This is a genomic window from Armatimonas sp. (genome assembly GCF_964826245.1).
Window position 1 is genome coordinate 1 of sequence record NZ_CBAYMC010000020.1, and the last position, 26948, is coordinate 26948.

Below are 26948 nucleotides of genomic sequence, written 5' to 3' on the forward strand. Positions count from 1 at the left end.
ATTCCGATCCTGCACCGCTGTGGCGGCGTCCCTGCCTGCACGACGTGCCGCGTCCAAGTGCTGGAGGGCGACGTGACGCCCATGTCCGACGAGGAAGAGTCCGCTCTGGAAGATCCTGAGCTGATCGCCACCCACCGGCTCTCCTGCCAGCTACGCGTCCAGGGCGACATGAAAGTCGCGGTCTGGGGCGAGGTCGGTAAAGAAGCAAAAGGCGCGTTCTTCACCGATGGCAAGGTCTTCGACAGCGCGGGCGAGCGCCCCGCCGACTAAGGCGTCGCTAGACATGCTATAGTAAGCCGGGGCATCTTTGCCCTGGCTTTTTTGCTTTATGGCTGACGAACCTGAACCCATCTCCCGCATGGTCGCGCTCCGCGGCCTGCGTATCTCGACGCAGGAGGGACTGTGGGCGACGGTTTTTGTGGTGCTCACGGGCGGCGCGTTTCAGATTGGGTTTGCGCGGCAGCTGGGGGCCAACGACTTTGTGCTGGGGCTACTTGCGGGGTTGCCTGCTGCCGTGGGGCTTTTGCAGATTCCCGCCTCGCTCTACATTGAGCGGCGTGGCGAGCGGCGGCGCTTTGTGGCGTTCTCAGCAGGAGCAGGGCGGCTGGCACTGGCGGCACTCGCACTCGTGGCACTTGCACCGCTGCCACTTCCTCTTAAGCTGACTCTCTTTTTGATCTTGCTAATTCTCTCTTCGGCGCTACTGACCATCACGGTTCCTGCCTGGACAAGCTGGATGAGCGATCTTGTGCCTGGCGACGCGCGGGGGCGCTACTTTGCGGGGCGCAACCGGCTGGCGAGCATTGTGGCGATGCTGGCTCCTCTGCCGGCTGCCTGGTTGCTCGATCGGCTGAAGCCCGACACGGGATTTCCACTACTCTTCGGCTTAGCCACCATTCCCGCCGTGGTGTGTTTTCTACTGATCCTGCGCCAGCCTGAGCCGCCGATGGTGCGCCAAGCTCAAACAGAGAACCCGTTTACATCGCTCAAAGCACCGTTTGCCGATCCGAACTTCCGGCGCTTTCTGGCCTTTGCGGGGATGGTCGTGGTCGGGCAGGCGCTGGCGGGGCAGTTTTTCATGGCCTGGCAGGTGGACAAAAAAGGCCTGGAGCTGCCTTATCTCTCCGTGCAGCTTCTGGGGGCTATTGCCTCCGGGGCGAGCCTGGCGACCATGCCGCTCTGGGGCTATCTGGCCGATAAGTACGGCGGTCGGCCTGTCTTGATGATCGGGAGCTGGCTGGTGCTGGTGGCACCGATCCTGTGGTGTTTTACCAATCACGGCACCGACTGGATCAACTACCCGCTGATCGTGGTGCTGAACTTTACCTCGGGCGCAGGCTGGGCTGCCGTCGGGCTGACACAGTTCAATCTCTTGCTCTCGATGACCCCCGATGACAAGCGCGGCACCTATGTGGCGGTTTTCTCGGCCTTCACGGGCGTGGTCGGAGGTATCTCGCCGATTGTGGGAGGAGCACTGATGACGGCCCTTTCTCATCTCAGTCTGCCCTTTGGCCTGAACAACTACAAGGTGATGTTCTTGCTCACCGATGTCGTGCGCGGCGCAGCGCTGGTGCTCCTTCACCAACTTAAAGTCGAAGACAGCCAGACCACGCGCTTTGTGCTGGGGCAGCTGATGGGCACAGGCACGATGGGAGGGTTTAGGCGGGCACAGAAGCTTGCCAAGACTACCGATGCGGAGGCCCGTGAAGAGACTGTGCGCGAGCTAGGGGAGCGTAAGTCGTCGCTGGCGGTGGAGGAGCTGGTCGAGGCCCTCGACGATGTGGCCCATGCCGTGCGGGGAACCGCAGCACGAGCGCTGGGGGAGATTGGAGACACGCGTGCCATTCCCGCGCTCTCGGCCAAGCTACTTGACCCCGCGGCGGCCATTGGCGAAGAAGCGGCGCACTCGCTCGGGTTTCTGGGCGACTGGTCTGCCACCCCTGCGCTCGAAGCCGCATCCCGTGGCCCCAATGCAACCGTGCGTGTGGCCGCGCTACGTGCTCTGGGCCGCCTTGCGAATCCCGCTTCCGCCCCAACACTGATCACGGCGCTCAACCCCGATCGCCCTACACGCTGTGAGGCGGCCTGCACCGCGCTCGCCGCCATCGGCGAGAACCTGCGCCCCGAAGACAGTGCCGAAGCGGAGCGACGGCTGCTGGGGCTTCTGGTACCCGACGTGGATCAGGGGATGCGTCTGGCCGCCGCCCGCGCGATTGAGAAGCTCGCTCCCGCGCTCCCCGACACGCTCTGGCCCCTTACCGTCAAGCTTGCAGAGGAGCCCGATCCCGCGGTTCTGGCCCGACTTGCTGTGGCACTCTCCCGGCTCGTGCGCGCCCATGCGCCTAGGCCCGAGACGCACTTTCCATTCTTGCTCAAGACCGCCCGACGCCTGGAGGGAAGTGGCCTCTCGTATCTCCAAGCGCTCTACGCCGCCGCCGACACGGTTCTGCCGCCGGGGACGCTCTACCCGCTGCTGGCGCTGAAGGGAATGGCCCGCGATGAGGCCCTCCACAAGCTTGTCAGTGATAAAGCGCTGCTGGAAACCTTCAGCATGGGCCACTACACCGAGCTGACAAAGCGCCTCCCCACACTAGCCCGCCACGACGACGATCCCCCGGCGGAAGAGGCGCTCCTTGCGCTCTTGATGCTGAGTCACAGTCCCCCCTAGCCCCCGCCGGACGGGGGCTAGGGGGGGAACTTATGCCAGCGCCTTCTCAATTGCGGCGAGAATGGCAGGGTCATCGGGCTTCATCATGGAGGAAAACTGCGCGATCACCGTGCCGTCTTTGCCCACCAGAAACTTGCCGAAGTTCCACTGAATATCGCCGCCCACTGGCTTGGGAAGGCTCGTTAGGTACTTGTACAGGGGGTGAATATCACTGCCCTTGACGCTGATCTTGCTAAACAGCTCAAAGCTGACCTTGTAGTTCAGGCTACAGAACTGCTTAATCTCACCCTCGGTGCCCGGCTCCTGACCGCCGAAGTTGTTAGCGGGAAAGCCTAGAATCCGAAGCCCCTTGGTCTTATACTTCTTGTTGAGCGCCTCAAGCTGCTCGTACTGCGGGGTCAGGCCGCACTTGCTGGCGACATTGACAATCAAGAGCACCTTGCCCTTGTAGCTCTTGAGCGGGGTTGCCTTGCCGTCAATGTTCTTCATCGTAAAATCATAGATTGATGCCATATCATTTCTCCTGCAGAGAAAACACTGGTGCGCTACAATAGTTCCATGATCTACGCCGAGACTTTCGAGACACGCTTTGGGGTGATGACCATTGCGGTAGCCGAGGATGGGGCCGTGGTATCGCTGGACTTTAGCGACACGATGCCCACCGGAAGCACCCACGACCCTCTCAAGACGCGGCAGGCCAAGCACCAGATTCAAGAGTGGTGCGATGGAGAGCGTACCGAGTTCGAGCTGACCCTTGCCCCTGAGGGCACTGAGTTTCAGAAGCAGGTCTGGGCCGAAGTGGCCCGCATTCCCTACGGCCGAACCCGCACCTACGGCCAGATCGCCGCCGCCGTGGGCAACAAAGACGCCGCCCGCGCGGTGGGAGCCGCCAGTGGAGCCAACCCGATCCCACTCATCGTGCCTTGCCATCGCGTGATCGCCGCCGATGGTGGCCTGGGTGGTTTCGCCTACGGCACGGGCGTAAAATCCCGCCTTCTTGCCTTCGAGAGCGAGCAGCCCAGTTTGTTTTAGTGCGAGGCTTTCCGGGTTCTCTGTCTTGTTGAGAGTATAATCCAAGCAATGATAGCGCAGCTTACGGGAAAAGTTGTTCGAGTCGCCACGCCGGTGGTCGTCCTCGACGTTAATGGGGTGGGGTACCGGGTCTCGGTGCCGCTTTCGGTGATCGAGCGCCTGCCTGCCGATGGTTCGCCGATCACTCTGGTGACCCACATGATTGTCCGCGAGGACGATCTGAGCCTCTACGGGTTCTGGGACGAGAGTGACCAGCAGGTCTTTGAGCTTCTGATCACGGTCAGCGGGGTTGGCCCCAAAGCTGCTCTAGCGCTACTCTCGGCGCTAGGCGGCGATGGTCTGGCGCGGGTGGTGAGCTCGGAGGACGTCAAGTCCATCACGAAAACACCGGGGATCGGGCCGAAGCTGGCGCAGCGGCTTGTGCTGGAGCTCAAGGACAAGCTCGCGGGTCTGGGCTTCTCCCGCCGCGTCGAGCAGCTTGCCGCGACTCACACGGTAAAAGTCCGCAGTGCCAACGACCAGCTCTTAGACGATGTCAGCTCCGCCCTCCTTAACCTAGGCTACAACAAAAACGATGCCCTCCGCGCGGCAGAGCTAGCACTCAATGAAGCCCTACAAACCGATAGCAGCCCGGCGTTTGCCACCGTGCTCCGCGCCGGGCTCAACCGACTGACGAGGTAAAAAATGCCAATCCAATCAAGTGACTTGAGAACAGCCGATAGTGGTGCGAGAGTGGCCCCGGAGCGCCTCGTTGGTGGTGGGTTTCAGGGCGGTGGCAGTGGGGGCGACGATGACGGGGAGCTCTCGCTACGGCCTAAGCGGCTGGCGGAGTACATTGGGCAGCCCAAGATCAAAGAGCGCCTCGGGCTCTCCCTCACCGCCTCGAAGATGCTGGGCCAGGTGCTGGATCACGTGCTCCTCAGTGGCCCGCCCGGACTGGGCAAGACCAGCCTTGCCAATGTTATTTCCAATGAAATTGGCGCAAATTTGAAGGCAACCAGCGGACCGGCGATCGAAAAGCCTGGAGATCTCGTTGCGATCCTCTCCAACCTCGAAGAAGGCTCGGTGCTCTTTATTGATGAGATCCACCGGCTCAATCGTCTGGCAGAGGAGTTTCTCTATCCCGCGATGGAGGACTACGAGATGGACATGATGATCGGTCAGGGGCCGTCGGCGCGTACCGTCAAGATCCAGCTCCCGCGTTTCACCCTGATCGGGGCGACCACGCGGCCTGGGCTCTTGACCAACCCGCTACGGGATCGCTTCGGAATTCACGAGACTTTCGAGTTTTATGGAACCGACGACCTCGCCAAGATCGTCACACGATCAGCAGGGATTTTGGGAGCGGTGATTGACCCGAGTGGCTCGGAGCAGATAGCCAGCCGCTCGCGAGGGACACCGCGTATTGCCAATAGACTGCTGCGCCGCGCCCGTGACTATGCTCTCGTGCGAGGCGATGGGACGATCACCGCGGAGATGGCAGATGCCGCCCTGCGAATGTACGAAGTGGATGAGCTAGGGCTTGATGAGTTTGATCGGCGGTTTTTGAGGACACTGATCGAGAAATTTGATGGTGGGCCGGCGGGGGCGGAGACCCTGGCCGCGACACTGAGAGAAGAACGCGATACTATAGAAGATGTCGTCGAGCCTTACTTGATGATGCTGGGGTTTTTGAACCGAACACCGCGTGGCCGCGTCGCAATGCGTGGGGCCTACGAGCACTTGAAGATTCCCTATGGAAAGGGGCCGGTGCTTTTTGACGTGTAGACGGAGACAATGAGCATGAACTGTCCGGGATGTAAAGCGCGCAATCCAATCGGCAATAAATTTTGTCGAGAGTGTGGCCAGAAGATTCCTCTGGAAGAGAATATTCTGGTACAAGAAGAGGCCCAGAAGGCGGAGGCAGAGCGTGCCCGCGAGCGCGCTGCCCAGCTTCTTACCCGCGCCTTCACGCTCTCTCAGCACGGCAAGCCCGCCGAGGCACTTCCCCTTGCGGAAGAGGCTGCGGAGCTTCTTCCTGAGTCTACGTCTGCGCTCACTCTCTGCTCCACTCTCTACGAGCGCCTCGGGCAAAACGATAAGGCCATCGCCATGATGGAGCGTGTCGTCGCGTCTAACCCGGACTCCACCGTGGATGCCGACAAGCTTGCACGACTGAAGCGAGGAGTCCATGTGCTTCCCAACCGCCCCACTCTTACAGAAGTGCCTGACGAAGAGTCGCCGCGCCGCTGGGTTCCGATTGTGGCGGCGGTTGTGGCAGGTGGGGTGGCGCTCTCTTTGGGAACCTTTGTGGTGGTGAAGCTGACCAGCAAAAAAGACAAGCCCCTTCCCCTTGCCATCACCGAATTGGGCACAACAAAAGCCCCCAACTTCTTTGGAGGGCAGACAGCCACGCCTGGCGGCATGATGGGTGGCCCGCTGTCCGCTCCGCAAATGCAGGCGCGTAGCGATCCGTTTGCGCCCGTCGGGAGTCGCCCTATGGGAGCTACTCCAGAGTCGCGTAGCAGCTTTAGGGAACGCTCAGATCGTCGTGAGCGCCCCGGTGGTAATAGCACTCCTGTCCTTCCCAATCCGCGTGATACACAGATCAATAGTGGGTCGGAGAGTGTGCCGCCGGTGACATTTCCAAGCTCCAGTGGTGGCCCGGTCGGAAATCAGCTTCCCCCGCTGGGAGGTGTGCAGCGCGGCCCTGACTCTATTCCCGCCGCACCACCCGCGCAAAATCCCCCTGTGAATACGAATAACAGTGGCCCCGCAGGAGATCCGCCACCTGCGGCAGATAACGCGGGCTTTATTCGGGTTCGTGAGCACAACCCAGGGACGGGATCTGGCTCTAACTCCAATGGTGAGCTACGTTCTTCCTCTTCCTCTCCGTTACAGGGAGGCGATCCTTTGCTGCGGGCACAGACCTTGCAAGTTGCAGGAAAGTACCGCGAGGCGATCACGGCATTTCGTGAAGCACTGGCGGCAGGTGCCACTGCGGGAGATGTCCAGCAAGGGATCGCTCTGTGCCACCAGCGCCTTGGGGAAAAGGCCCCGGCGCGCTCGGCCTACCAGCAGGCAATTGTGGCGTTTGAAGCGCAGGTGCGTGGAGGCCGAAGGGTCGAGCAGGCACAGCGTGGAATCTCGGTCTGTCGTGCAGCGCTTGATGTGTTAGGAAGTTAATTGAACCGACGAATTTTTTTACAAACGGGGCTCTGTCTCGCCGTGCTGCCTGTCGCTGTTGCCTCGGCTCAGGCCCGGCCTCGCGTCCTGATTTTCCCCACGACTTTGGGGCGGCTTGCTGTCGCGGCAGAGCAAAAGACCGGCATTGATGGCCTCACCGACGGGGATCGAATCAACCTTGCGGCTCGAGCAGTTCGCGAGCAGCTTGAGGCAGAAAACGTGGTCACGACGCTGCTCTACGACTCCAGTGATACGTTTTTCAAGAAGGCACTCTCGGGAGCAAAGGTCAATCTGCCCGCAGGAGCGGAGCTGGATGAAGCGGCGCGGCTGAAGCTGGGAGCTGCAGTAGGCGCGCACTATATCCTCACGGTTTACTCTCGGCTTGCGGTGGATCAGGTCGGAACCTCCACGACGGCTCCTCTGATCTCGCCCATACTGGAAGTCGAGTCCATTGAGATTAAACCAGGAGGAAAACCAGGAGGGCGCTGGCAAGATAAGATTCCGATTGCAGCAACCAGTGACGGGCTACGGCGCAGCGTCGGAGCGATCCCACCCGGGGTGGAGACATCGGCGCGGACACTGGTTCTGCGATTTTTAGGCGGGCCACTGCGCGAGTTTAGCCGTACCGCGCTCGATCCCACTCTCTTGCCACCTCCTGCAAAGCCCAAGCCCGCTGTGGTGGAAGGCCCTCCACTAGACTTTGATGCGGAAGCCACACGGATGATGGGGGAGGCGCAAGAGCAGCTCCACCGGGATCAGCCCGTCGCTGCCATTGCTTTGTTGCGCCAAGCAGTGAACTACCAGCCTCGCCGTGTTGCCCCACGCCTCCTGCTGGCGGAGGCGTACCAGAAAGCCAAGCGCTCGTCCGAGGCGACGGGGGAGATTCGGCGGGCGATGAAGCTTGCCACGGGCGCAACGCCGGAGCAGAAAAGTGACCTGACACGCTTGTTGGCGCGGGTGCTTGTGGAAGAGGGCGACCAAGAGGGCGCGACCCAGCTCTTCAATCAGCTTCTTGGTGAGAACCCTAACAACACTGAGGCGCGCTTGGGGCTGGCCGAGCTACTCTTGACCAAGGGCCAGAACGAGGCGGCGGAGATTCAGTTTCGGCTGATCCGCGACCGTGATCCTGCCAGTGTCGAGGCGGGCCAGGGGCTGGTGCGCCTTCTGAGTGCGCGAGGGGCGCTGGACGACGCGATTAAAGAGACAAAGGCAAGCCTGCCTGCGGTGCAAAATCCCATGGCCACCCTGATTTTTATCGAGTCCGCGACGGGGCTTGCGGCGCGTGCGGTGCAGAACCGAGCGGCTTGGGAAGAGAAAAAACTCAGCCGTGAGGTTTTCTTCAAAGCGACTGCCACTCAGGCGACACGGGCCAAACAGCTTGTGGACTTGCTCGGTGGCGCGGCTCCTGTCGAAACGGCCTCTGAGTCTGTTCGTCTGGCGCACAACCGTCGGGTGCTGGCTGCCAACTTACTCGCTCAGTCTTTTTCTAGCCTACAAGAGTACTTAGAAACGGGCGAAGCGGCGACCGGTGTGCGGGCGAGAACTCTGCTCAATGAGTTCTACACCGAGATGAAAGATGCGCAGAGTCCAAAAAAATAATCAAAAGTAACTAACACGCTCTTTGGGTTGTCTTGGTTTCTGTGCAACTTTTAGAATCGTTTCGTGTGGCGCTGACGGCGCTGGTGGCCAATAAGCTACGCTCTCTGCTCACCATGCTTGGCGTGATTATCGGTGTCGGGGCCGTGATCATCATGATCTCGATCATCCAGGGAGCGCGGCAAAAAGTCGTCAAAGACTTTAACGAGAACGGCAGCAACGTGGTCTTTGCCTTCTACTCCCCCAAGCGTGAGAAGCGCAATACCGGAACGTTTGAGGGCCTCACGATGGATGATGTCCAAGCCATCGAGCGTCGCGCGACGCTCATCGAGACGATTGTTCCGCGCTTAGAGGGCTCTGCCAAAGCCCTTCGTGGCAAGAAAGACTTCAGTGCCAAGGCCGTCGGCGCGACGGGGGACTATCTCTCGGTGAACTCCATCAAAGTAGACCAGGGGCGTTTCTTCTCCGGCAGTGGGCTGAATCTCAATCTAAAAGGCGCTCTGGATGCCGTGGCCGCCCAAGAGGCCAACAAGCTCCGTGTCGCACAAGGTCGAATGCTGGGCATGGATGATCAGCAGAGCTGGGCCAAGGTCTGCGTGATTGGCGACAAAGTCAAGAAAAAGCTCTTTGACGAAGGCGAAGAGGTTCTGGGCAAGGTGATCACAGTGACCATTGGGCAGGCACGTCTGCCGCTGACCGTGGTGGGAGTCCTGGAGTATAAAGGCAACAACAACTTTGGCGATGGCTCGCCCGACGACCAGATCCTCATTCCCTTTAGCACGATGCAGAAGCGCTTCACCGGCGGCAAGATTGTCGCGATGCTCTCCGCACGCTCCCGAGGTGAGGGCACGGCGGAGGCAGCGGCGGATCAGATCTTTGCGATTTTAAAAGCCCGGCACCCTGCACAGGCCCAAGACTTTATCATTGACACGCAAGAGGGGCTCCTCAAGCGCCTCGACCAAGTGCTGATGGTCTTCCAGATCGTGCTGGGTGGCGTGGGGTTTCTCTCGCTGCTCGTTGGTGGGATTGGGATCATGAACATCATGCTGGTCTCGGTGACAGAGCGCACTAAAGAGATCGGAATACGCAAGGCGGTGGGGGCAAAGCGCGCCGATATTCTCACGCAGTTTGTGACAGAGAGCATGACGGTCTCTGGGGTTGGGGGCCTGCTAGGCGTGGCCTTTGGCTACGGCATCTCCGCGCTGATTGGGTTTGCGATGAAAGACCAGCTTCCCACCTATGTGCCGCTCTGGGCCGCTGGGCTGGGCTTTGGCTTCGCCGTGGGCGTCGGGATGTTCTTTGGCATCTACCCCGCCGTCCGCGCCTCCAAGCTCGACCCGATCAACGCCCTGCGCTACGAGTGAAGCTAGCCTTTGGATTGAATTAGTTGCTTCGCAACAATGGTCTTGATGTTATTTATTGCTTCAGTTTCGCTAACATTGGTGACTTGTAGATTGGGTGATCCACTTTTTCCTCTATAGACATTTGCTCCAATATTCCAGTGTGCATTTTTAGGATCGTCTACCACTTGTCCCGCGACCGCTCGATTATCTTTTAAAAGAACCATCCCATATTTGCCATAGTTATATTCGAATTCGTCGGCATAATGATTCTCCCCCTTGATTTCGCCATCTTGGCTATACTCTAAATATCCATTTTTTATCATAAGAGTGTTGTGGATTTTAGGATCTTTCAAGAAGACGATGTAGCGATTGTTCAGTAAAGGGAAAGACAATCCTATCTTTTTATATCCAATGCCTCGTTGTTTTGAATTCCTATCCTCCCAGATCAAGGGGCCGCCGAGATGAAAAATTTTAAGAAATTTGTTATTTCCACCATCTAAAAAGGAATCTCCTTCAAGTTGAGAAGATAATTTTAGGTAAGATTCCACTTGGAATCCATAAATAACACATTGAATAGGGCCATAACTATTTCTGGGACAGTGGCGATATTGGAGGATTCCTTCATACTGTCCTATTGCAATAATATTCGAACTAAATATCAAATGTTCAAGAAGAAATGGTGCTGGTTCGAAATCCGATGAAGTTATATAATCTGCCTTAAATCTAGGATCAAAAGGGCGTTGATATTTTCTTGGTGAGGTATTCATCGTTACGTTGTTCGTTTTTGTTTGCATACATTTATCACTTTATTGTGGTTGAGGATAGACACCAGATAATACAGATTTATCGAAAGCTTGGGGTGTTTGATTTCCGGAAAAAAAGAATCCTTGTGGAGCAGGAAACATAATACTCGGTAAACTTCCAATATGGCCCAAACCAAGAGCATGACCAAGCTCATGATTCGCAACTTGACGCAAGTTATGGCGCTGTGATGCTGCAACGCCATGAAATCCATTTGTAAATGGGTTTGGATCTAAATGGTTTTCATTGAACCAAATTACTTTCCCTAAGGGGAATTGTAAATCTACCATTTGACCCCACGCAGAATCTTCAGGAGGTATTGAAACTGGAGACCAGGAAATCTGTGACAGGAGACCAACTATGGTGAATGAAATCTTTCCTGCCATAAATCAATCATATCGTGATTGGCTCGTATAATTGCTGATATAAGGTAAAGAATCATCTGAGTAAGTTAGCGGATTACTAGGGCTGACTAAGCTAATCTCAATAGGAGGAGGTATGTCTGTTAATGGTAAGGATGCTAAAGTTATCGTTATTTGTGATGTTAGATGAGCACTTGTATCCCAGGACGGTGTCCATTTTGCAAAGATAATCCCCTGTTCATAAGGAAAACCACTCGCAGATTTGATAGTGATATAACATCTTCCTGTAGAATCTGTTACTGCGCTAGTCGCCGAGAGAATAACTTTTCCCATTAGTGCTGAACCGACAGAAAAATTGACAGTTTCGCCTGATTTTGGAATAGTTGTGGATAAAGATGTAAAGGCTGTCAGGGTCATCTCTTGTATCGGATTATTATTATCTCCATTAGAGATGCCAGCCTCGTTAAGGTTTATCTCAGTTAAGAAATCAAGATAAGGAGCCGCCAATTTTACTGCGTTTTTTTTTGAAGCATAGTAGGTATTGTGAGTAAGCTTGGCGAAATTAACTTGTTACCAACAGAATAAGTGAAAAGTGTTATGGTAGGTAAAATCATGACTACGTGAAAATTCTTTCCTTGGTATCGTCCTACATCGATTCTACCTGTACCCACCCCCATCTGTTAGTGAGATATTTCACACCGAGCCGTCCGCGCCTCCAAGCTCGACCCGATCAACGCCCTGCGCTATGAGTAATCAAGCCTTTAGCGCCGTTCGCACCAGTGCGGCTTCTGCGTCGCGGCGGCGGTTCATGCCCTCGGCGATCGTGGTGCCCACCCAGATGCGCTTCATGGCCTCTAGCTGATCGGCGATGCCTTCGTAGTCTTTCTCGGTGACCAGCTCTTTGATGGCCCGCATCTCTTTGCGCCGCTCGCCAACCAGCGACGTCCCCCGGTTAAAGACCAGCGAGAGCATCGCGCCTCGGGCATTGGGGTGGAGTTTTTCGACACCCGGAAAGGCGAGCTTGGCCTTGCGCCAGAACGTCGAGATCGTCGTGTTTTTAAAGACCGCGAGAGCATCGTCCCAGTCAATGACGATATCTTTTACGCCCGCAATGGCTTTTTCGGCATCTTTGCCTCTCTTGCCCGCGCAGGCGATCAGGCGCTTGAGGGCTTTAGGCGTGAGGTAGTCTTCCCAGTCCGCCTGGATCTGCGCTGCGTCGTAGTAGCCTAGGTCATAGCCGACGCCAATCGTGACCCCGGAGGCCTCACCGGGCCAGGTGGGGGACTTGAGCAGCTTCTCGTAGTAGGTCTTGCCGCCGCCCACTTCGAACTGCAAGATCAGCTTAAGAGACGCGCTGCTAAGGGCCATCGGTGTCGGCTCCATTGGCTCCCGATGGGTCGGCGATCTCTAGCGAGTAGTCCTCTTCTTTGGCACGGGAGCTGACATCAATGGTGCGCCGAATCAGCTCCTGATGGATATTCACGTCCTCTCGGCTGGTCTGCGCCACGGTAGCGACACTGGCCTGCGTGCGCCAGTCCACGAAGCTCTGCCCAATCGTGTAGGCTCCGACCAGGCTCCCTAGAAACGTGATCACCATCGTGGAGAGTGAGACCACGTGCGGCGCAATCTCCGGCTTCATCACACAGACCGTGATTCCGGTGCCGTAGGTCGCCATCACGGACACCAGCCCAATCAGCGCCATCGTCCATTTTTTACTCTGAAGCGCGGGCTTTTCGGAGCTCTCCCGGAGCTGCGAGAGTGCCTCGTCTTCGTTCATATCGCATACTCTTTCATGGTCGCTAGATCTGCCCACTCCAGCGCCAGCTCATTGGTCGCCTCCAGCACAAGCTTGGGCGCAAAGCCCGCCTGGTAGGCCTCGATCCAGCGTCCCATGCACAAGCACCACCGATCCCCCGGCTTCAGGCCAGGGAAGCCCCACTCTTCTCGTGGCGTGCTGAGATCGTTGCCTGCGCCTTTCGAGAACGCCAGAAACTCTGCCGTCATCACGGCGCAGACCAGGTGCAAGCCCTGATCCTGACCGCCTGTGTTGCAGCAGCCGTCGCGGTAGAAGCCCGTCAGGGGCTCATGGGAGCAAGGGACGAGCGGATCGCCTAAAACATTTCGTGCCATACCGACTAATTTACCTGGTTTTTGCCAGATAGCGTACTGCTGTGCCACAGAAGTCTGAGAAGAGCCCATCCACTTTGGCTTCCGAAAAGAGTTTTCCAAGAAGCTCTTCCCTAGACTTGACATACAGGCCGCTGTAGCGCAGGGAACTCCGTGCCATCGTCGCCTTTCACCACGCTATCGAGCAGCATGATGAGGCGGCCTTTCCAGCCAAGTTCCGTGCGTAGGCGCTTGACTTCGCTAGGGGGGAACTTGGTGGCAACATCGCTAATCGTGTCTTTGTGAATGTCATGGAGCTCGATAAAGTCGGCACCAAGCGCATGGGCCATCGCTTTGGCTTCTAGCGTGTGCTCGGGCAGGGAGCCGCTGGCACCACGATGCGCAATCACAAGAGGGGAGGTTACGTGAGGTTTCATCTTTCTCCTAGCCTATCGCAGTCATAATCCGAGATTGTTAAGTACAATAGAGACTACGATGAAGAACCAACTTTCTGAGGCACAGCTTGCCTCCTATCGGGAAAATGGCTTCCTGGTGATCGAGAACTTTCTCGATGCCAAAGAGCTGGCTCACTGGCAGCACACGACCCAAGAGGCGGTGGATCAGCGCCTCGCGATGACGGCGGAGGGGGTGAATAGCACAGGGACAAATCGCATTCTCTCCAACCAGCAGAACCCGGATAGCTACTACGCCCAAGTTTTCACGCAGTGCATCAAGCTCCTCGAAACCCACGAGGGCATGAAAGAGCTGATGCTAGACCCGCGCCTTGGGGAGCTGGCGGCGACGCTTGCGGGAATCGACGGCATCCGTATCTGGCACGATCAGGCGCTCTTCAAGCCGCCGTTTGGCAACCCGACCGGCTGGCACCTCGACAACCCGTACTGGAGCTTCTCCACCCGCGACACGCTCTCGCTCTGGGTGGCGCTCGACGATGCGACCCTGGGCAATGGCTGCATGTGGTACATCCCCGGCTCGCACAAAACTGCCACTTGGGAGAATGCAGGCATTGGGCAGAATATGTCGGACTTGTTCAAGGTCTACCCCGAGTGGCGCGAGATCGAGCCCGTGGCCTGTCCCTGTCCGGCGGGCTCTGCGGTCTTTCACAATGGGCTAACCGCACACGGGGCGGGGGCGAACATGACCAACAAGCCCCGCCGCGCGATGACCTGCGGCTACATGCCCGAGGGCGCGACGTTTAATGGGACACAGAACATCCTCCCCGACGACTATTTTCAGAGCTTGAAGATCGGGGATGTTCTGGAGAGCGACACGCTCAATCCGCTCGTCTGGAAGAAGGCTGTCCACTAGCGGCTCATGCTTTTCACAGACTCCACGCCGATCCTTAGCAACGGTGACGCGCTCCGGGAGCGCGCCGCCACTGAGGGCTATCTGTTCTTCCGGGGCTTGCTTCCTGCCGAGGCGATTCTCCCCGTCCGTACGGGTCTTCTCAATGTCGTCCGTCAGCACGGCTGGCTCGCTCAGGACGAGGGAGAGGCTACAGGGATGCTGGATGTAGCAGCCCTTGCTGCTGTGCCAGAGTCAGCAATGCGCACCGATATTGGGGTCTCTGCTGCCGCTTACAACGATGTCCAAAAGCTCGAAAGCGTTCATGCCTTGCCGCATCATCCCAAGCTCCTCGCGCTCTACAAGACGCTCTTCGCCGACGAAGTGCTGGTGCATGCCCGGCATATTATCCGCATGATCTCCCCGCACCCCGCCGTCTTTCCCACCCCGCCGCACCAGGACTTCCCGCTGATCCAAGGCACGCAAAATACCTGGACCTGCTGGTTTCCCCTCGGGGATTGCCCACGCGAGCTGGGCTCACTGAAAGTGCTGCGCGGCTCGCACAAGCTGGGCTACCTGCCGCTGAAGCCTGCCAAGGGCGCGGGAGCTATCGCCATTCAAACCTGCCCTTGGGAAGAACACGAAGACGACTGGATCGAGGGGGACTTCGCTCTGGGGGATGTGCTGACGTTTCCCGCCTTCACGGTCCACAAAGCCCTCCCCAGCCAGTTCGCCAATCGTATCCGCCTCTCGTTCGATGTGCGCTATCAGCCCCTCTCCGAGCCGGTGGAAGAGAAGTCGCTGCTGCCACACTGCGGCCTGACCTGGGAGCAAGTCTACGAAAACTGGCACTCCGATGAGCTCCAGTACTACTGGCGCAGGCTCCCACTCACCTACTCGGGCTGGAACCCCAAGCTCCTCCAGCCCGAGCGACGAATATGCTAGAATAGGCACATGGATCCACGACGTGAGGCCGCGCTGATTGAGACGCGCCGCCAGCTTTTCTCGAACGCCGCCCGAACGGGCCTAGGAACCGCAGCGCTTGCAAGTCTAGAGAGCAAGGGGGCCCTCAAGGCGCTGCACCACCCGGCCAAGGTCAAGCGGGTGATCTATCTCTTCCAGAGCGGTGCGCCGTCGCACTTGGACTTGTTTGACCCCAAGCCGGGGCTGGAGAAGCGCTTCGACGAAGACCTGCCCGATGCGATCCGCCAGGGGCAGCGCATCACGGGGATGACCAGCGGGCAGAAGCGCCTGCCGGTGGCACCGTCGATGTTTAAGTTCCAAAAGTACGGCAAGAGCGGGATGGAGCTCTCGGAGCTGCTGCCACACACGTCCAAGATCGCTGATGAGCTGTGTTTGGTTCGCTCGATGCACACCGATGCGATCAACCATGACCCGGCGATTACGTTTATCCAGACGGGCTCGCAGCAGCCAGGCCGCCCGAGCATGGGCGCGTGGCTAAGCTACGGCCTCGGGTCAGAAAATAGTGAGCTTCCGGCGTTCTTGGTGCTGCTCTCGCTGGCGTCGAGTGGGGCCAACGACCAGCCGCTCTTTGGCCGACTCTGGGGCAGCGGGTTTCTCCCCAGTATTCACCAAGGGGTCAAGCTGCGCTCGGTGGGGGATCCGGTTCTGCACCTCAACGACCCAGCGGGGTTCTCGCGCGATGACCGGCGGCGGATGCTGGATGGGCTGGAGAAGCTCAATGCCATGCAGTCTGCACGTGTCCACGACCCGGAGATCGTCACCCGGATCGCGCAGTACGAGATGGCCTACAAGATGCAGGCATCGGTGCCGGACCTGATGGACCTGTCGAAAGAGTCGCCCACGACCTTTGAGCGCTACGGGCCGGAGAGCCGCAAGCCGGGGACGTTTGCCGCCAACTGCCTGCTGGCGCGGCGCTTAGCGGAGCGGGGCGTGCGCTTTATCCAGCTCTATCATCGTGGCTGGGACCAGCACGGGGGCCTGCCTGGCGCGATTCGGAGCCAGTGCAAAGACACCGATCAGCCGTCGGCGGCGCTGGTGATGGACTTGAAAGAGCGGGGCTTATTAGACGACACGCTGGTGATCTGGGGCGGGGAGTTTGGGCGCACGGTCTACTGCCAGGGTGAGCTCAAGCGCGATAACTACGGACGCGACCACCACGGACGGGCCTTCTCGCTCTGGATGACCGGCGGCGGTATCAAGAAAGGGATCGTCCACGGGGCTACGGATGACTACGGCTACAACATCACCCAAGATCCTGTGCCCGTCCACGACCTTAACGCCACAATTCTCCACCTGCTTGGGATTGACCACACCCGCCTGACCTACCGCTACCAGGGCCGCGATTTCCGCCTGACCGATGTGGAGGGCAATGTTGTCAAGAAGATTCTGGCTTAAACGCTTTTTCCATGCCTAGGGAGGCCTGTGGTACGATAATGACGATATGACACGTTCGGCGGGTAAGAATACCCTGACGGTTATGGCCCTTGTCCTGCTCTCTCGCGTCCTGGGAGTTGTTCGAGACATGGTGATCAACCAGGTTTTCGGACAGAACCAGATCACCGATATCTACACAGCGGCGTTTCGCATCCCCGATATCTTGCAGTATTTAGTTGCGGGGGGAGCCCTCGCGACGGTATTTGTTCCCGTTTTCACGGAGTACTGGACCACAGGCAAGCAGCGGGATGCCTGGAAAGTCTTCGGAACCGTGATGAGCATCGTGGCCTGTGTCGCGCTTGCCTTGGTGGTTGTGATGGAGGTTCTTGCTGCCCCCCTAGCGCGCTTTATGAATCCTGGAATTGGGCTGCCCCACCAGATAAAAGTAAGCTTCTGGGATGCCTGGCGGGTACTGCTCCATCCTGAGAATGCTCCTCCCTCGCAGCAAGCGGCCTGGACCGAAATTGCGCGACTCTCTCGTATCCTCCTGCCGGCGCAGTGGTTCTTTTTTGCGGGAGGGCTGATGATGGGGACACTCAATGCCCGCAAGCGCTTTCTCATTCCGAACCTGGGGCCGATTGCCTACAATGGCATGATTATTCTGGGCGGGCTTACCCAAGTGTTTGTCGCTCCAAAGCTTCGTAGCATTGATGCAATGTGCTGGGGAGCATTGATAGGGGCCATTCTGGGGCCTTTCCTCTTGCAGCTCTGGGAGCTCAAGCGCTCGGGGGCGAAGTTCCAGTTTAACTTTGACACAAGCCATCCTGGTGTGCGTAAAGTAGGAAAGCTGATGCTCCCAGCCCTTCTAGGCCTCTCGCTCTCACAGCTCGGATTCTGGATTACGGGCTCTTTTGCATCGGGGGAAGGGACACTGTCTGCCCTTCGTAATGCCTATAACCTAACCCAAGCACCCATTGGAATCTTCGCGCAAGCATCGGCCATGGTGATCTTTCCCACGATTGCTGCCCTCGCTGCCAGTGGCAATATGAAAGAGTTTCGGAAAGAAATTCACTTTGGGATCCGCCAGATTCTCTTTCTCACCCTGCCGGCCTCGCTGCTGATGGCGGTTTTAGCCGAGCCGATCATTGCCGCGATCTACTTCAAAGGGCGCTTTATGGAAGACGCGGGTGGTGTGTTTACCACTACCAACTTGCTTGCCTCCGCGACGGCACTACGGATGTACTCGCTGGGGACATTTGCTTGGAGCGCACAAGCGGTTCTCGCACGTGGGTTCTATGCGAAGCAGAATAGCAAGACCCCGGTGATTATCACCACCAGCATGGTGTTCTTATTTACGGCGCTCTGTGCGGTGCTTCCGGGAATCGGCGGGCTTGGCTTTCGTGGCCTTGCACTGGCCCTCTCGATTGCGGGCACCTTAAACATGGTCATCTTCTACTACACGCTGCAGATCTATGTGGGGGGCCTTAACCTGAAGGGCCTGCTTCGTGCGGCGCTGAAGATCACCCTCTCCGCTCTCCTTGCCAGCGGCGTGGCAGGGCTCTTCCTGCGCCTTTTCTGGCACCTTCCCACGGAGGCGACCAAGGACAGTGCTCGTTTCCACGGCACGGGAGTCTTTCTGCTGGCAAGCGTGGCGGCGCTGGCGGTCTATATCGTGGCGTGCACTCTGCTTCGTGTCCCAGAGCTTGGTAAGGTCCGGGACATGTTCCGCCGCAAGTCCGCTACTTCCGATGTTGTGGTGGAAGAAACGCATTCACAAACGCCTCAGGAGTGACCCAGCGGGTGTGGTAGTTGGCAAAGTCTTCGGGGTGTTTTTGGTAGGCGGGGTCGTCGGTGAGGTTATTGTAGCTGACGGGGTAGTCCTTGAGCGCATGAAGCGGGTACGGCCCGACCGTCTTGCCAAATGTCGTGTTGATATTGCCGTCTTTCTCCCAGCCGTCGCTGATGACCACAAAATCACGCTTCTTGCCCGCCTCCGGGGCGCTTGAGGCAGGGAACTTGAAGAGGATCTCGTCGCCCGCGTTGAGAATGGCGTAGCGGTCGTCCACTCCCGTGAGCAGTGCTTTCACGTCCCCGAAGCGGGTCACAAAGCCCGTCAGATCGCGCCAGCGTGGTGTCTCTCCGCCTAGCTCGGCGTAAGAGACGGGCAGCTCGGGCGAGGAGGCATCTACCGCCTTGACAACCGAGAAGCCCCGGTAGCGTAGCTGAGCGCTGTCGAGGGGCAAGCGCTGGATCTTGAGCACACTGTCGGGGCGTGCCTCCGCCCACTGGAGCTGATCCCAGAACACCTCTAAGTTGGTACGCAGGCGCACGCGCCGGGGTGAGCCAGCGGGGAAGATATCGTCGAGCCGCAGCACGATGGTCTTGAGCTTGCCCGCCGGAAAACCTAGAGCATCGCGCTTCTTGCTCCAGCCGTCTTTACTCTTTCCATCCGGTGTCCAGAGTGAGAGCCCCTGCGGCGGCCCTTGTGACTTGTCTTGGCTCATGGCGACATTGAGCGACGTGTTGGTGGGATGGAGCCAGCCGTGGGCGATTAAGTAGAGCGGCGTGTTTCGGGGCGCACTCTCGGGCAGCGCCAGCTCGACCCAGTGGTCGCCGGCAATTCCTTGGTACTTGCCCCGTCCAAAGTCATCCAGATAGCGCGTGTCTCTCTGAGCGACCGTGTCGCGGACATCCTGGCCTTTCCAGCCGCGCACCTCACCAAATGCCTGCGTCGGACCCGTCGGAATCACTTTTAAGAGCGGCCCCTGGGTTGGGTTGAAGCGCTCGTCGACAAAGATCTCGGTGTTCTCGGGGTGGTCCACGGTCATGAGGGAGAGCTGGTCGAAGTAGTGCGTCTCATTGAGCTCGGCGGTAATCGAGAGCTCGTAGAAGCCGTTCTTGGCCGCGAGCTGATCGCCGCGCACCTTCACCCAGTCCTCGGTCTGGGTCGCACCGGCTGTGTCCTGGGCATTGATTTTTAGACCCAGCGGGGAGCGCCAGATGCAGTCGGTGACAAAGACGAACTCCTTGCCGTTCCAGGTATACAGAAACGGGCACGAGCCCCCTAGCGCCTGATCCGCGACAAGTGGCTCTCCGGCCTTCAGCTCTTTATCGCCGCGAAAGGTGCTCTGGCTGCGCCCGTTGGGCCAGGCCATGCGAACCGCATCGGGGATTTCGTAGGTGCCTAGCCCCAGGTGCATCTGCGGTCCGGTGACAGCGAGCTTCTGGTAGAGTAGTCCGGCGCGTACTTCAAACGAGCCGCCTAAACAAAACGTGTTGATTTTATCGGCGGGGTTGTCTGGGGAGTCGGCCTTGAGCGTGACGGTGAGGGACTTGTATTTTTCCTTGCCAGATGCCAGGCTCTGGACGGGCTTACTGTTGGCTGTTCCCACGACGTCCAGCAGGCCATCGCCATCTAGATCCGCGATGCTCGTGACCGCAAGGGGAGTGGCAATCGGCTCCTTGGCGAACTTCCCTGGCCCATCGCTGAGCCAGACCTCGCTCTCCTTCTTGCCTGCAATCAGAAGATCCACGGCGCCATTGTTGTCCAAGTCCGCCGCGAAAATGCGCTGCGGATCGGTGAGCTTGGCGGAGACTAGGGGGACGGCCTGGTTGTTGCCCGCCAGCGCCACGACTTGTCCGCTCTTTTCCAGAATGATCAGGTCGAGCTTGGCATCGCCGCTTGCCTCCGCCACGGTGAGCGCGACGGCATTTTCTCCGCCGCTGCTCGTGTCGCGCTTGAAGGCTCCCGAGCGCTCGTTGGTGTAGCGGATCAGCTTGCCGTTGGCATCAATAAACGCGGGATCGGTATCGCCGTCTTCGTCGAAGTCTGCCCAGGCAAAGGCACGAATGGGGCAGGCGACATCGTTGAACTTCGGGGGCGTCACGGTAAACGTCCGGTCGCCATTGTTCTGGAGTACGTACGGCTTGCCCGATGGCGGAGAGACGATCAGATCCAAGTCCCCATCGGTCTCGATATCCGCCGCCCAGACACCCGTGCATGGCCCCGCAGGAAGCTTGGTGGCCAGCAGCTTGCCGTTTTCGTAGAGCTTCAGTCCCCCTGGCCCTGCCGCCGCCAGCTCTAGCTTGTAGTCTTTATTCTGATCATCTGGGTGTTTTGCACCGACCTTGTTTTCATCTGCCCAGGTGCCCTTGATGTCATCAACGTCAAAGGGCGCAACAGAGACAGCTCCCTCTGGTAGCACCACCACCACAGGCTTACTCTCCGCACCCAGCGCCAGCGCGAGCGTGCCTGGTGCACTTGTCGGTGCCGCGTAGCTCAAGCCCGAGTCTGGCTTTGCAGGAGTGGCGGGCGGCGCGGGGAGCTTGAGAAGGTACTGAAGCGCATCGCCGGGAGCCTTGGAGTTGTTCACCAGCTCACTCAGGCCGGCCTGGTAGTCGAGGCTCGGCTTGACGATATTTTCAAGCTGTGCCAGCTCTCGGACTTGCTCTAGCCCAGACTTGGACTTGGCCACGGCGAGCTTTGCCTGCGCGGCTGCACTCCAGCGGCTCTTGCGTGCCTCCAGTGACACAAGCAAAGGGGCGAGAGCCGCTGCCTCATTGCTCCGGGCGAGTGTCTGGGCCAGCAAGAGCTGCGCGGCGAGGTTATCCGGGCTGGCAGCCAGAATCCCCTCCAGTGCTTTCTTGCGCTGCGCCTCGCCATCGGCTCCGGAGAGCTGCTTGCCTAGCTCCGCGATTTGGTAGAGCGCCTTGAGGTTTTTAGGGTCTCTGGCCACGGCTCGCTGGTAGGCCGCCAGCGCCTCGGCGTACTTGCCCTGCTTGCCCAGGATCAGCCCCTCAATGGCCGCGATATCGGGATCATCGGGGGCGTTTTGCTTGGCCTTGGCAAGAAACTCGGCGGCCTTGTCGAGCTGGTTTTTGCGGGTGTAGGTCAGGGCTAGATTTGCTGCAATGGCGGGCTCGTCGGGGGCCAGCTCGTAGGCTTTGGTGAGGGTTGGCAGAGGATGGTTGTCCTCGCCGGTCTGGAGCGCGAGTGTCCCGATATAGAACTGCGAGATCGCCTCTGCGGGGTCTTTCGCTCCCCCCGAGCAGCTCGAACCAAGGCAGCCGACCAGCAGCACAGAGAGAACCGAAAAAGAAAAAGAGGATCGCTTCACAAGAGCCTATACGGCCCCGGCAAAGCGAATTCCTCCCTTTCAAGCCCTTACGCCTCTATGGTAACAGCTTCGGCGGTCAGAACTACGGCTTCACCGGGCTTGAGCACGACGAAAGCGGTTTGGTCTACGCAAGAAACCGCTACTACTCGCCGGGCTTGGGACGCTTCATCAGCGAAGACCCGATTGGCTTTGGCGGTGGCAGCAACTTCTACGCCTACTGCGGCAACGACCCCATTAACTTCACCGATCCACTCGGACTGATGGCAATGGGGCTTTATGGTGGGGGCGGATTTTGGATCGGTGGCACTGCTGACAACCCTACCCTTGCCTTTGGTGGCCCTACAAGCACGCCCGCCGCTCCGTATCGTTGCTCACGCGCTGAAGTGGACGAGAGTAGCCCCGCCTTCGACGGTGGCTTCGTGAGTATGCGGAGCCAGCACGAGGGTATGGACGGCAAGAGTGCACGCTCTCGCTGGGCGCACCGTGCCATAGAACAAGTGCGTGACCAATACTGTGGTGCCGCTTTTAGCTTTGCGACTGCTGGATTGGGTATGATGGCAGTAGAAACTGCCGAAGGTATGATGGCGGCAAAAGGAGTCGCTACTAGTGCTGCTGGTGCTAATAAACCCTTTGCCCTTGGGATTAGAGAAGGACTTGATGAATTTGCGGTTGCACGTGGTGCTGATACTTGGAAAAATCTTCCTGATGTAGTAAATTGGAAAAATGGAGTATGGCAAAAGCTCGCTGATCCAAATACACAAGTGCATTTTAATCTTGATGGCGTTCAGATTTGGCAGGGGATTCAGCGTGCTGCATCGGGTCGTGGTGGTGCAACCGATTGGGAATTATTGACTATCCGAGAAAATTCTTCTTTCTGGAACTCCCTAACGTTCTGGGAGAATGGAATCACTGTACCTAACCCATTTCAGTAGAATTAAGGAATCTTTTTATGAATAAAAATCTTCAAGGGCGAATATTTCAGTTTTGGAAGTATACAGTCAGTCATGGAATGGCTTTGTTTAGAAGTCCTTCTGATAATTTACATAATAATAATATTGATATATACTGTATAGATATTGAATATTTAGAAGTTAGTCGTTTTTTAGGTAATATTAATATTGAATATCCCAGTGATTTAGATATATTACGTTTGTCTAATATAACTGGAAAAGAATTAACTAGTGATAATATTCTTATTATGCGTAATGATAGTCATTCATTTGCAGTAGTAGCATCTGGTTTTCACATAGAAGAAAATAATTTGGATATTTTTGATGCGAAATTTTAAAATAAAAGTCATATTCAGAAAAATTAATCGGAATTAAAAATGGCATTACTTTCTTGGTTTAGATTTTTTACCTTTGGTCTAGCGTTCCATTTTTGGAGTATTCAGGAAATACGAGCGGGAGAGATACCGCAGCAGAGTGGACTCGTTGAAAAAATTGAGCGTGCGGGCCTTCCCACGCAGCGCTATGGTTACAATTTCGATGGCTCGCTCCAGTACTCTCTTGTTGACCCTGGTATCACCACAAATCACAGTCCTTCCCGACGTGTGGAGTATTCTTATACGCCCCGTGGTGAGTTCTTCCATGCAAGCTGGGGAGCCGGGACATTAACAGGTTACATTGGGCTTCCCGTGGGCAGCAGCTCGGAGTATCGCTACGACGAGGCGGGGCGTGTCCGTCAGGTCAAAGATGCCCGTGGTGAGATTTTCAATGTTGATCTGAACGTCATGGATCAGCCAACCAAGGTCATGCATGTTCCCAATATTGCCAATGGGGGCTCTGGTCAGACTCTCACCCTTGCGGAATACGACTACGACAATGAGGGCAGAACCAAGCAGTTTAAGAATGGGCGTGGCTATAGCTGGTGGTTTGGCTACGACAAGATGGATCGCCTTAACCGCGTTGAGAATCCTCTTGCTCAGGTTTCTACATCGAACTGGGGCTTCAATGGGGAGCTGAAATCAGCGGCGGATGCTTTAGGGCAGTCTATTGTCAACACGTATCTTTCTGGCGACCGCATTGCCTCTACGACTTACAAGAACCCGCAGGGAGTCGGGGTTTCGTCTACGCTGTATGACTACGACCCGCAAATAAAGTACCAGCTCAACGGCATCAGCGACCTGCCGCCTGGTGCTCTGGTTCCGCAGCTCTACGCTTTTACCTACGACAGCTTCCACCGTCTACGCAACACGGTCACGCCACTAGGAAGCCAGTATGTCGCGCAGTTCGATGCGCTAGATCGGGTCAAGCAGGTTGTCGAGAATGCGGGGACTGCCAGCGCCGAAACCACGACCTATAACTACGACAGCCTCGGCAGGATGTTCAAAAGCGAGAACTCCGTCTCCGGCGACACGACCGCTAACTTCACCGTCTTTGGCGAGACGAGAAGCGTCTACCATCCCAACGGCCTTGTGGATGTGATGAACTACGATGCGGTTGGCCGCGTTGCCTCTAGCGAGACTAAGCTTAATGGCGTGTCTGTCTATGGCCGCAAGTACACGTTTAACTCCGTGGGCAAGCTGACCCAGGAGAAGACGCTTGACGACATGGAGGTGACGGCAAGTTATTCCTACGACAGCCTAGGCCGACTCAAAACCGTTGCTCGTGGCGGTCATGACTACAGCTACGGCTATGACCTTGCTAACAACCGCACGTCGGAGAGCGTTGATGGGGTAAACCGCAGCTTTGCTTACAACTGGGCCAACCGGCTGACGGGTACTGCGGGGGCGGGTGGTGGTGGGATTCTTTCCGCCTCACACGATGCCAACGGAAACATGACCCAGCTTGGCTCGGACACGCTCACTTGGAACATCCGTGGTCAGCTTGACTCCATTACCTCGGGCGGTCAAACCAGCACGTTCGGCTACGATCTTTACAACCGAAGAATCAGCAAGAGTGTGAGCGGCAGTTCTCCTCGCTCTTACAAATGGTCTGGCTGGTCGGGGCGTGGTGGAAGTGGCAACGGCCTGTTCGCCAAGACCAACGGTTTAGACGACCACACGAATCTTGGCGGCAACGCCGTCATCACCGACCACATCGGTAGCATCGTCGCCTTACTGAATAACGCCGGTCAAGTGGCCCAGCTCAACAGCTTCGATCCGTTCGGCAAGGTCAACTCCTCGCAGAACCTCAACAGCTTCGGCGGTCAGAACTACGGCTTCACGGGCTTGGAGCACGACGAAAGCGGCCTTGTCTACGCCCGCAACCGCTACTACTCGCCGGGGTTAGGACGTTTCATCAGCGAAGACCCGATTGGCTTTGGCGGCGGCAGCAACTTCTTCGCCTACTGCGGAAACGATCCCATTAACTTCACCGATCCACTCGGACTCTTCAAGATGTCTATTTCTGGATTCGGTGACTGCGACTTTACATTAGGAGGGCTTGGTGATGGTCTTGCAACTAGTGGTGTTGCTGCACTCGATGGTTGCTTAGGTTTGATTAACCCTGGAGCTGAATGTGCAGGCTCTCCCGGCGCGACGATCTACAATGCTTGGCGTGATGCCACCGCACCTTGGTTTGGCAGCTATCGTTGCCAACCGGGGTATAAAGAAGCGAAAGCCCTCTGGCCAATGGGAGTTGCCGGTCTGGCTGGAGGATTGTCTAAGGGGGCTGGTGGAGCAGCAGCGGCAGCGGAGGGTGGTGGCGGTTTACTCGGAGAAGGGATGGCAGCGGAGAGGGCGGCGGCGGAAGTTGGGGCAATTTCAAAGAGCCCTCGTAAAATGGTACCGACGGGGAAAATAGCACTAGCTGAACCTCCTGAGTTAGACTTTTCTACAATGACTAGAAAAGAAAAAGAGGCATGGATGAAATTCAGCTTGGATATAAAAGAAAATGGTATAAAAACACCTTTAGATGTGATCGAGGATACCAATGGGACTTATTGGGTGCTTGATGGAAATCACCGTGGACAAGCAGCAATATGGCAAAGGCATCCAGAAGTGCCTGTAGTTGAAAGAGAACTTCCATTTTTAAGCTATAGACATTGGGGGGATGTTCATACTACTTTTAACCCTGATGGTACTATGAGGTTTTAAAAATGAATACAATATTGCTTAAAATCGTAAAATACTTTGAAGAAGATGCTGCTAACGCCCTGTCTGCATTCAAAGAAAAAACAAGGATTGGTAATATTTTAGAATGGCGTAGTAGCGGATTGTACAGAAGAGGATTTCTTGATGGTTATCCTGTGATTGATTACAAATTTCATGGAAATGGTATTTTTCTATGTATAGAAGGAAAAGAAATTGATTTTAATTTTGGATATTTCGGTATTTCTGGAGGTTTTGATAGCTTTAATCTATTAGAATATATTGATAAAAATCATAAAGAATTGAAAAAAGATATTGATATTGATTATTTAGATTTTTATATACAAGAGGCGATAGATGATGACGAGATAGGAAAATATTTGACTGCGTTTCAGGACGATCTCTTATATAGAAAAGAGTATTTAGATAATGAATTAGTAAAATTAAACATCAAATTATGATGTCTTCTAGGTTTCTTACGTTTTTTCTTTTTGCACATATTAGCTCTGTTTGGGGCTTCAATGGGGAGCTAAAATCAGCGGCGGATGCTCTGGGGCAGTCTATTGTCAACACGTATCTTTCTGGCGACCGCATTGCCTCTACAACTTACAAGAACCCGCAGGGAGTCGGGGTTTCGTCTACGCTGTATGACTACGACCCACTGATAAAGTACCAGCTCAACGGCATCAGCGACCTGCCGCCTGGCGCTCTGGTTCCGCAGCTCTACGCTTTTACCTATGACAGCTTCCACCGTCTACGCAACACGGTCACGCCGCTGGGGAGTCAGTATGTCGCGCAGTTCGATGCGCTGGATCGTGTCAAGCAGGTGGTCGAGAATGCGGGGACTGCCAGCGCCGAAACCACGACTTACAACTACGACAGCCTCGGCAGGATGTTCAAAAGCGAGAACTCCGTCTCCGGCGACACGACCGCTAACGTCACCGTCTTTGGCGAGACGAGAAGCGTCTACCATCCCAACGGCCTTGTGGATGTGATGAACTACGATGCGGTTGGCCGCGTTGCCTCTAGCGAGACTAAGCTTAATGGCGTGTCTGTCTATGGCCG

25 protein-coding genes and 1 pseudogene are annotated in these 26948 nt (G+C 56.8%); 17 read left to right on the plus strand and 9 right to left on the minus strand.

Annotation, left to right across the window (positions count from 1 at the left end):
• Positions 1 to 270 (plus strand): 2Fe-2S iron-sulfur cluster-binding protein (locus tag AC1XOS_RS03495; protein WP_481960828.1); only part of this gene is annotated, 270 nt, incomplete at its 5' end.
• A 58-nt stretch (positions 271 to 328) separates the two neighbouring features.
• On the plus strand, positions 329 to 2668 hold the full coding sequence (locus tag AC1XOS_RS03500; RefSeq protein ID WP_481960829.1) for an MFS transporter: 2340 nt from the start codon (positions 329 to 331) through the stop codon (positions 2666 to 2668).
• Between the two features lie 30 nt (positions 2669 to 2698).
• Here AC1XOS_RS03500 and AC1XOS_RS03505 read toward each other — a convergent pair whose 3' ends face one another.
• Complete coding sequence (locus tag AC1XOS_RS03505; protein ID WP_481960830.1) at positions 2699 to 3181, minus strand: glutathione peroxidase; 483 nt, start codon at positions 3179 to 3181, stop codon at positions 2699 to 2701.
• Between the two features lie 45 nt (positions 3182 to 3226).
• Between AC1XOS_RS03505 and AC1XOS_RS03510 the strand changes: the two genes are divergently transcribed.
• Genes AC1XOS_RS03510 through AC1XOS_RS03535 form a run of 6 tightly spaced genes read left to right on the plus strand, consistent with a single transcriptional unit; the run spans position 3227 to position 9825 of the window.
• The gene (locus tag AC1XOS_RS03510; RefSeq protein WP_481960831.1) at positions 3227 to 3700 is read left to right on the plus strand and encodes a methylated-DNA--[protein]-cysteine S-methyltransferase; all 474 of its coding nucleotides are present in this window, start codon (positions 3227 to 3229) and stop codon (positions 3698 to 3700) included.
• A gap of 48 nt (positions 3701 to 3748) precedes the next feature.
• Positions 3749 to 4381, plus strand: coding sequence for a Holliday junction branch migration protein RuvA (gene ruvA / locus AC1XOS_RS03515; protein WP_481960832.1), 633 nt, complete (start codon positions 3749 to 3751; stop codon positions 4379 to 4381).
• 3 nt (positions 4382 to 4384) lie between these two features.
• Positions 4385 to 5467, plus strand: coding sequence for a Holliday junction branch migration DNA helicase RuvB (gene ruvB / locus AC1XOS_RS03520; protein WP_481960833.1), 1083 nt, complete (start codon positions 4385 to 4387; stop codon positions 5465 to 5467).
• Between the two features lie 15 nt (positions 5468 to 5482).
• Positions 5483 to 6865, plus strand: coding sequence for a tetratricopeptide repeat protein (locus AC1XOS_RS03525; protein ID WP_481960834.1), 1383 nt, complete (start codon positions 5483 to 5485; stop codon positions 6863 to 6865).
• Positions 6866 to 8464, plus strand: coding sequence for a tetratricopeptide repeat protein (locus AC1XOS_RS03530; RefSeq protein WP_481960835.1), 1599 nt, complete (start codon positions 6866 to 6868; stop codon positions 8462 to 8464).
• A gap of 41 nt (positions 8465 to 8505) precedes the next feature.
• Complete coding sequence (locus AC1XOS_RS03535; protein ID WP_481960836.1) at positions 8506 to 9825, plus strand: ABC transporter permease; 1320 nt, start codon at positions 8506 to 8508, stop codon at positions 9823 to 9825.
• Between the two features lie 2 nt (positions 9826 to 9827).
• On the opposite strand, the gene AC1XOS_RS03540 is transcribed toward AC1XOS_RS03535, so the two are convergent.
• The 7 genes and pseudogenes from AC1XOS_RS03540 to AC1XOS_RS03570 form a co-directional block, all read right to left on the minus strand.
• Positions 9828 to 10598 (minus strand): hypothetical protein, encoded by a 771-nt coding sequence (locus AC1XOS_RS03540; protein ID WP_481960837.1) that lies wholly within the window; start codon positions 10596 to 10598, stop codon positions 9828 to 9830.
• A gap of 12 nt (positions 10599 to 10610) precedes the next feature.
• A complete protein-coding gene (locus AC1XOS_RS03545) occupies positions 10611 to 10991 on the minus strand; it encodes a matrixin family metalloprotease (protein WP_481960838.1) in 381 nt (126 codons plus the stop codon).
• Between the two features lie 3 nt (positions 10992 to 10994).
• Complete coding sequence (locus AC1XOS_RS03550; RefSeq protein WP_481960839.1) at positions 10995 to 11474, minus strand: hypothetical protein; 480 nt, start codon at positions 11472 to 11474, stop codon at positions 10995 to 10997.
• Between the two features lie 246 nt (positions 11475 to 11720).
• Complete coding sequence (locus tag AC1XOS_RS03555) at positions 11721 to 12350, minus strand: glycoside hydrolase family protein (protein ID WP_481960840.1); 630 nt, start codon at positions 12348 to 12350, stop codon at positions 11721 to 11723.
• On the minus strand, positions 12325 to 12744 hold the full coding sequence (locus AC1XOS_RS03560) for a hypothetical protein (RefSeq protein WP_481960841.1): 420 nt from the start codon (positions 12742 to 12744) through the stop codon (positions 12325 to 12327). The genes AC1XOS_RS03555 and AC1XOS_RS03560 overlap by 26 nt, the downstream gene beginning before the upstream one ends.
• Positions 12741 to 13097 (minus strand): DUF2237 family protein, encoded by a 357-nt coding sequence (locus tag AC1XOS_RS03565; RefSeq protein WP_481960842.1) that lies wholly within the window; start codon positions 13095 to 13097, stop codon positions 12741 to 12743. Before AC1XOS_RS03565 ends, AC1XOS_RS03560 begins: the two co-directional genes overlap by 4 nt.
• Before the next feature lie 242 nt (positions 13098 to 13339).
• Positions 13340 to 13510 (minus strand): annotated as a pseudogene (locus AC1XOS_RS03570) (glycerophosphodiester phosphodiesterase family protein); the annotation flags it as partial.
• 58 nt (positions 13511 to 13568) lie between these two features.
• Between AC1XOS_RS03570 and AC1XOS_RS03575 the strand changes: the two are divergent.
• Genes AC1XOS_RS03575 through murJ form a run of 4 tightly spaced genes read left to right on the plus strand, consistent with a single transcriptional unit; the run spans position 13569 to position 18525 of the window.
• Entirely contained in the window at positions 13569 to 14399 is an 831-nt protein-coding gene (locus AC1XOS_RS03575; RefSeq protein ID WP_481960843.1) for a phytanoyl-CoA dioxygenase family protein, read from the plus strand.
• A gap of 6 nt (positions 14400 to 14405) precedes the next feature.
• Entirely contained in the window at positions 14406 to 15320 is a 915-nt protein-coding gene (locus tag AC1XOS_RS03580) for a phytanoyl-CoA dioxygenase family protein (RefSeq protein WP_481960844.1), read from the plus strand.
• 9 nt (positions 15321 to 15329) lie between these two features.
• Entirely contained in the window at positions 15330 to 16754 is a 1425-nt protein-coding gene (locus AC1XOS_RS03585) for a DUF1501 domain-containing protein (RefSeq protein WP_481960845.1), read from the plus strand.
• A 46-nt stretch (positions 16755 to 16800) separates the two neighbouring features.
• The gene (gene murJ, locus AC1XOS_RS03590) at positions 16801 to 18525 is read left to right on the plus strand and encodes a murein biosynthesis integral membrane protein MurJ (protein ID WP_481960846.1); all 1725 of its coding nucleotides are present in this window, start codon (positions 16801 to 16803) and stop codon (positions 18523 to 18525) included.
• Here murJ and AC1XOS_RS03595 read toward each other — a convergent pair.
• Entirely contained in the window at positions 18473 to 21850 is a 3378-nt protein-coding gene (locus AC1XOS_RS03595) for a CRTAC1 family protein (protein ID WP_481960847.1), read from the minus strand. The two genes, murJ and AC1XOS_RS03595, sit on opposite strands and share 53 nt — an antisense overlap.
• Positions 21851 to 21858: 8 nt before the next feature.
• Between AC1XOS_RS03595 and AC1XOS_RS03600 the strand changes: the two genes are divergently transcribed.
• From AC1XOS_RS03600 to AC1XOS_RS03620, 5 genes are all read left to right on the plus strand, one after another.
• A complete protein-coding gene (locus AC1XOS_RS03600) occupies positions 21859 to 22782 on the plus strand; it encodes an RHS repeat-associated core domain-containing protein (protein WP_481960852.1) in 924 nt (307 codons plus the stop codon).
• A 17-nt stretch (positions 22783 to 22799) separates the two neighbouring features.
• Complete coding sequence (locus AC1XOS_RS03605; RefSeq protein ID WP_481960848.1) at positions 22800 to 23138, plus strand: hypothetical protein; 339 nt, start codon at positions 22800 to 22802, stop codon at positions 23136 to 23138.
• 264 nt (positions 23139 to 23402) lie between these two features.
• A complete protein-coding gene (locus AC1XOS_RS03610; RefSeq protein WP_481960849.1) occupies positions 23403 to 25889 on the plus strand; it encodes an RHS repeat-associated core domain-containing protein in 2487 nt (828 codons plus the stop codon).
• A gap of 2 nt (positions 25890 to 25891) precedes the next feature.
• Positions 25892 to 26344 carry a DUF6896 domain-containing protein gene (locus tag AC1XOS_RS03615; RefSeq protein ID WP_481960850.1) on the plus strand — a complete coding sequence of 151 codons (453 nt, stop codon included), beginning with the start codon at positions 25892 to 25894 and terminating at the stop codon, positions 26342 to 26344.
• Positions 26341 to 26948, plus strand: a 608-nt coding sequence (locus AC1XOS_RS03620; protein ID WP_481960851.1) for a hypothetical protein, incomplete at its 3' end; no start/stop codon positions are given. The genes AC1XOS_RS03615 and AC1XOS_RS03620, both read left to right, overlap by 4 nt.

Coding starts and splice junctions, on each gene's coding strand:
- AC1XOS_RS03500 (WP_481960829.1), top strand. CDS start 329: ATGGCTGACGAACCTGAACCCATCTCCCGCATGGTCGCGCTCCGCGGC.
- AC1XOS_RS03505 (WP_481960830.1), bottom strand. CDS start 3,181: ATGGCATCAATCTATGATTTTACGATGAAGAACATTGACGGCAAGGCA.
- AC1XOS_RS03510 (WP_481960831.1), top strand. CDS start 3,227: ATGATCTACGCCGAGACTTTCGAGACACGCTTTGGGGTGATGACCATT.
- ruvA (WP_481960832.1), top strand. CDS start 3,749: ATGATAGCGCAGCTTACGGGAAAAGTTGTTCGAGTCGCCACGCCGGTG.
- ruvB (WP_481960833.1), top strand. CDS start 4,385: ATGCCAATCCAATCAAGTGACTTGAGAACAGCCGATAGTGGTGCGAGA.
- AC1XOS_RS03525 (WP_481960834.1), top strand. CDS start 5,483: ATGAACTGTCCGGGATGTAAAGCGCGCAATCCAATCGGCAATAAATTT.
- AC1XOS_RS03540 (WP_481960837.1), bottom strand. CDS start 10,598: ATGCAAACAAAAACGAACAACGTAACGATGAATACCTCACCAAGAAAA.
- AC1XOS_RS03545 (WP_481960838.1), bottom strand. CDS start 10,991: ATGGCAGGAAAGATTTCATTCACCATAGTTGGTCTCCTGTCACAGATT.
- AC1XOS_RS03555 (WP_481960840.1), bottom strand. CDS start 12,350: ATGGAGCCGACACCGATGGCCCTTAGCAGCGCGTCTCTTAAGCTGATC.
- AC1XOS_RS03560 (WP_481960841.1), bottom strand. CDS start 12,744: ATGAACGAAGACGAGGCACTCTCGCAGCTCCGGGAGAGCTCCGAAAAG.
- AC1XOS_RS03565 (WP_481960842.1), bottom strand. CDS start 13,097: ATGGCACGAAATGTTTTAGGCGATCCGCTCGTCCCTTGCTCCCATGAG.
- AC1XOS_RS03575 (WP_481960843.1), top strand. CDS start 13,569: ATGAAGAACCAACTTTCTGAGGCACAGCTTGCCTCCTATCGGGAAAAT.
- AC1XOS_RS03580 (WP_481960844.1), top strand. CDS start 14,406: ATGCTTTTCACAGACTCCACGCCGATCCTTAGCAACGGTGACGCGCTC.
- AC1XOS_RS03585 (WP_481960845.1), top strand. CDS start 15,330: ATGGATCCACGACGTGAGGCCGCGCTGATTGAGACGCGCCGCCAGCTT.
- murJ (WP_481960846.1), top strand. CDS start 16,801: ATGACACGTTCGGCGGGTAAGAATACCCTGACGGTTATGGCCCTTGTC.
- AC1XOS_RS03605 (WP_481960848.1), top strand. CDS start 22,800: ATGAATAAAAATCTTCAAGGGCGAATATTTCAGTTTTGGAAGTATACA.
- AC1XOS_RS03615 (WP_481960850.1), top strand. CDS start 25,892: ATGAATACAATATTGCTTAAAATCGTAAAATACTTTGAAGAAGATGCT.